The sequence below is a fragment of the Carnobacterium sp. genome (assembly GCF_040274425.1).
Genome location: NZ_JBEMBC010000133.1, coordinates 1 through 4,632 on the forward strand (window position 1 = coordinate 1; position 4,632 = coordinate 4,632).

Below are 4,632 nucleotides of genomic sequence, written 5' to 3' on the forward strand. Positions count from 1 at the left end.
CCCCGTCCACTACGATATGGTCAGCTATGTCCTCTGTTTCTTTCGGCCCATAAATTGAGGCATCTGGGTATTTTTTTGAAATTTTCTGAACTCCTCCGATATGGTCGTCGTGATTATGAGTTAAAAGGATGGAGTTTAACTGTAGTTGCTTTTCCTCTAAGTAGTCCATTACTTGTTCAGCTTCTCCTGGATCGACTACCACTGCCTCTGTACCTTCTTCAATAATCCAAATATAATTATCAGAAAATGCTTTTACGAGATTAATATCCATAAATATGTCTCCTCACTTTGAATTTTAGTATTCATATTTGAAATGTGATTTTTAATATACTATTGATTATACCAGAACCTCTCATTATTCTGATAATTATCCTATTCTTACCTTACCAACAGAATTATTTAATTTTTGATAGACCTTCAGTTTTAACTACTGATTGGTAAATACAAGTAATGAACTTTGATGTGAAATTTTGATAAGTAATTTCTCATAAGACGCTTTTTCTGATATGATATTCTTATAACGATTTAATGGAGGAATATTAATCATGATGGAATTCAAACAAAATATTCGTGGAAATGTAGCTTTAGGTATAAATCCACTTGGATGCAAACAGGAAGTATTGAATCAAATTGACTATGTAAAAGGCAAAGGAACTTATGAAGGTCCAAAAAAAGTATTGATCATTGGCGCATCATCAAGCTACGGCTTAGCTACCCGAATCAGCTTAGCTTTCGGTACTGGAGCAGATACAATTGGCGTTTCTTTTGAAAAGGGTCCAAAGAACGAAAAGAATTTAGGTACAGCTGGCTGGTACAATAATATTGCTTTTCGAGAAGCCGCTGAAAAAGAAAGCCTGGTTGCTAAAAATTTTGTTCAGGATGCCTTCAGCCATGAAAGCAAGCAAGAAGTTATCGATTATATCAAGAGCGAATTTGGTGGCAAAGTAGACTTAGTCGTTTACAGTCTGGCAAGCGGTAGAAGAACAGATCCTGATTCTGGGGAGACTTACACTTCTTCCATTAAAGCCATTGGGGAGCCCGTAGTTGGTCCTAATATTAATATGCAAGAGCAGACTTTCTATACGGAAACTTTGGAACCCGCAAACGACCAAGAAATCGCTAGTACAGTCAAAGTAATGGGTGGAGAAGACTGGGAATTATGGATGAAAGCACTAAAAGAAGCAGACGTTTTAACGGAAGGAGTTCTAACAACAAATTATTCTTATTTAGGAACAGAACTTAATCACGCTTACTATGGTGGGGGTACTCTTGGCCTTGCTAAAGCAGATTGTGATGAAAAAACGGAGAACATTAATGAGTTACTCGCTGACATTAACGGTAAAGCACAGATTGTGGTTGCCACTGCGGTTACCACTAAAGCAAGTTCAGTTATTCCTTTTTTCCCTGTGTATTGTATCGGTCTTTACAAAGTAATGGCAGAAAAAGGCACTCATGAAACACCGATTATGCATCAAGATCGAATTTACCGAGAAATGATTTATGGCAACAAGCCTGAATACGATGAAGTGGGCCGTCTTAGACCTGATAACTGGGAACTTGACAGCGACACTCAAGCCAAAACAAAGGAACTCATTGAAAAATTAAATGAAGAAAATTTCAATTCTGACATGACGGCTTATGACATTTTTTATAAAGAGTTTTCAAATTTAAGTGGCTTCATGGTTGATGGTTATGTTGATCAAGACGTTACTATAGAAGAATTAAAAGAGTTAACGCTTTAATTTTATAAGGTTTCTAAAAAAAGACGGTGTTCACCTTGGGCTTGTAGACCCTTGATGAACACCGTCTTTTTTTAGTAATGAATATGCCACTATACTTTGAGCATTTAAATGCAGCTTCTAAAAGGCATGAAATCTAGCATGTTAATTCTTACTCACCTTTTTTTCTCTCTTATCATTGCTTCCTGCTTCATTGGCTTTGGCATTTTTTCGATAGCATACCTTAAAGCAGTTCTAGGCATAATGTCTCTTTTGCTTAAAACGTACTGGTATACATCGTCTTCATACTTGGTACACAAAGACTTCAGCATCCAGCCATATCCTTTTTGTACTAAATCATCCGTATCCAACAACAAACTATCTGCAATTTCAAATATGTCCTCTTTAAATAGACCTTTTTTGGCTGGTACGATAAGTGATACCGCTGCTCCACGCCTAACCCATCTATTTTGGGATTTCGTCCAATCTTTTAATTTTTCAATGTACAATGGATACATCTCCAAGAATGTTCCAATAGTGTGGTTACATAGCGTGTCACAAGATGCCCAGTTGGTCACATATTCATTTACCCATCTTTCAAACAGAAAAAAATCATCTTCAGTATACTGTTTTTTTATCGCATACGCCCAATTGCAAGCAATAAAAGATTCCTCTATTGTTCCAGAAATCCATAGTTCTTCACATAACTCAAATATTTCCTTTTTTGAAAGCTTTTCAATACTTTTAAATGCCTCTTTAGAAATCTTCGAGACTATACTAGTTTTTACACCATACCGTCTTACTTCTTCCTTAAAAAATCTTTTACCACTTTCCTTTGTCGTTGCGTCTGAATGATTGATTAGTTCATGCCTTACCTGTTCTATTATGTTAGACATATCCTACCCCCTAAAACTTTTCTCATTTCTTATTTCTCGTTACACAAAAAAAGTTCATTTCACATTATTATCTCAACATCGGAAAATTTAATCAACCTATTGTAATTATCATTTTTTTGAAGCTTAAAAAAATGAAAAGCTTAAATAAAAGCTTTTCATTATTCTAGTTCTATTCTTTTGCTTATTAAATGCGTGGTTGTTATAACCGTTATCTGTCAAAAAAACGTATTATATCTATAAGAAAAAAATTAATACTTTATTTTCTTAAACTACTACTTTAACGGTTGAGACTCCGCTGCCAAACCTTTTTGAACGCCTGGGCGTTCTGCAATGCGATGAGACCATTCTAAGAGATGGGTGTATTCATCTAGATTCAAAAATTCATATGATCCTTCATATAATTTTCCTAAAGCTAAACGGCCGTACCAAGACCATATAGCAATATCTGCGATGGTATAGGCATCGCCAGCTATATAAGGTCGGTTTGCTAAGGTTTTATCTAGTAAATCTAACTGACGCTTCGTTTCCATCGTGAAGCGATCAATCGGGTATTTCATAGGCTCTGGAGCATACGCGAAAAAGTGACCGAATCCTCCACCAACATAAGGACCTGCTCCCATTTGCCAGAATAACCAATTAAGGGTTTCAGTCCGACCGTGAATAGTTGTCGGAATCAGTTGGTTAAATTTTTCCGCTAAGTAAAGAAGAATGGAACCTGATTCAAAAATATCCAAACGAGGACTTTGACTTTGGTCAACAAGGGCTGGAATTTTAGAATTAGGGTTGATTTCAACAAAATCTGAACCAAATTGGTCGCCTTCTCCAATATTGATAGTGTACAAGTCATAATCTGCGCCTTCTACACCCAATTCTTTTAGCTCTTCGAACATGATCGTGACTTTAATGCCATTCGGTGTTCCTAACGAATAGAGTTGAAACGGTGCCTCTCCAACTGGTAATTTTTGTTCAAAACGACTCCCAGCTGTTGGACGATTGCCACCTTTTTTTGAATTCTCTTCTTCCCACTGCCAAACTTTTGGTAATTCATATGCTGTCATCAAACCACTCCTCATAATTTTTATTCGTAACTTCATCATACTACGCAAGCACCATTTTGCCCAAATTTTAGCTTGTCCACCTATTTATGATACGGTTCTTATTGATGCAACGAAATAGTTACAAGGAACATAACTAAACATGCTCTATCTATAAATCTATCTTTTCTCCATTAACACTAAACTCAATTATTTCCGCAATTTTATAATCATCTCTGTGTTCAATTACGTAAGCAACTTCGTAAGGTTTTCCATCTACATCTAGCTTATGATGTACAGAGGTAGTTAAATTTTCTTGGTATAACTCATATCCACCACTAGTTTGTTCTATCTTTTCCCCTACGATATTTTTTTCAAGAATTTCAGTCATCAGTTTATCATTAGCTTCTGACAAAATAGCATAATTACCATTGTCACCGTGCCATTTTGCATCCCAAATCTCTAACCAATCAAAATATAACTCTTCAGGATCTTCTCCGTATTCTTCAGCTATCTCGTACACAGTCTCCCGATCACCTGAGAAATCATCTATAGCATTTAATCTAGTTATAATGATATCGTACCACTCCAGGTCTTCTTCGGTAAGATGTCTTAATCTAGTTACTTCTGGATAAAAAGTTGTTGTCATTTCATCGGCTACAATACTTTTTTCTTCAGTTTCTTCAACTGCCTCTATAGTCTCTACTACGGCCTCTTCTGTTGTATTCTCTGAGCTTTCTTCCGTGTCGGTTGTTGTAGAACAAGCACCTAGTACCAGCCCTAACGATCCAATTAATACGAATTTATTAACAATAAATCCCATTTTTTTCTCCCCCTAAAATAGTAAATCAAAAAGATTATACTTAATAATTACAACTGAATGTTAGTTTATCACTAAACTCGATTCTGGAGAGTGTAAAATATTTTGTGTAAATGAATAAAAAACATACAAAAAAGGAAGTCCCTTCTGTAGAATAAAGTTAA

5 protein-coding genes are annotated in these 4,632 nt (G+C 35.8%); 1 reads left to right on the plus strand and 4 read right to left on the minus strand.

The features are described from left to right. A partial coding sequence (locus ABS911_RS14400; protein ID WP_350468132.1) for an MBL fold metallo-hydrolase occupies positions 1 to 271 on the minus strand: 271 nt, incomplete at its 3' end. Between the two features lie 277 nt (positions 272 to 548). Here ABS911_RS14400 and fabV point away from each other — a divergent pair. Then, entirely contained in the window at positions 549 to 1,742 is a 1,194-nt protein-coding gene (gene fabV / locus ABS911_RS14405) for an enoyl-ACP reductase FabV (RefSeq protein ID WP_350468136.1), read from the plus strand. 152 nt (positions 1,743 to 1,894) lie between these two features. On the opposite strand, the gene ABS911_RS14410 is transcribed toward fabV, so the two are convergent. The 3 genes from ABS911_RS14410 to ABS911_RS14420 all read right to left on the minus strand — a co-directional run bounded on the left by ABS911_RS14410 (position 1,895) and on the right by ABS911_RS14420 (position 4,471). Further along, positions 1,895 to 2,614 carry a DNA alkylation repair protein gene (locus ABS911_RS14410; protein WP_350468133.1) on the minus strand — a complete coding sequence of 240 codons (720 nt, stop codon included), beginning with the start codon at positions 2,612 to 2,614 and terminating at the stop codon, positions 1,895 to 1,897. Positions 2,615 to 2,886: 272 nt separating this feature from the next. Next, entirely contained in the window at positions 2,887 to 3,672 is a 786-nt protein-coding gene (yghU, locus tag ABS911_RS14415) for a glutathione-dependent disulfide-bond oxidoreductase (RefSeq protein WP_350468134.1), read from the minus strand. Between the two features lie 148 nt (positions 3,673 to 3,820). Then, positions 3,821 to 4,471 carry a hypothetical protein gene (locus tag ABS911_RS14420; protein WP_350468135.1) on the minus strand — a complete coding sequence of 217 codons (651 nt, stop codon included), beginning with the start codon at positions 4,469 to 4,471 and terminating at the stop codon, positions 3,821 to 3,823. Positions 4,472 to 4,632: the final 161 nt, after the last annotated feature.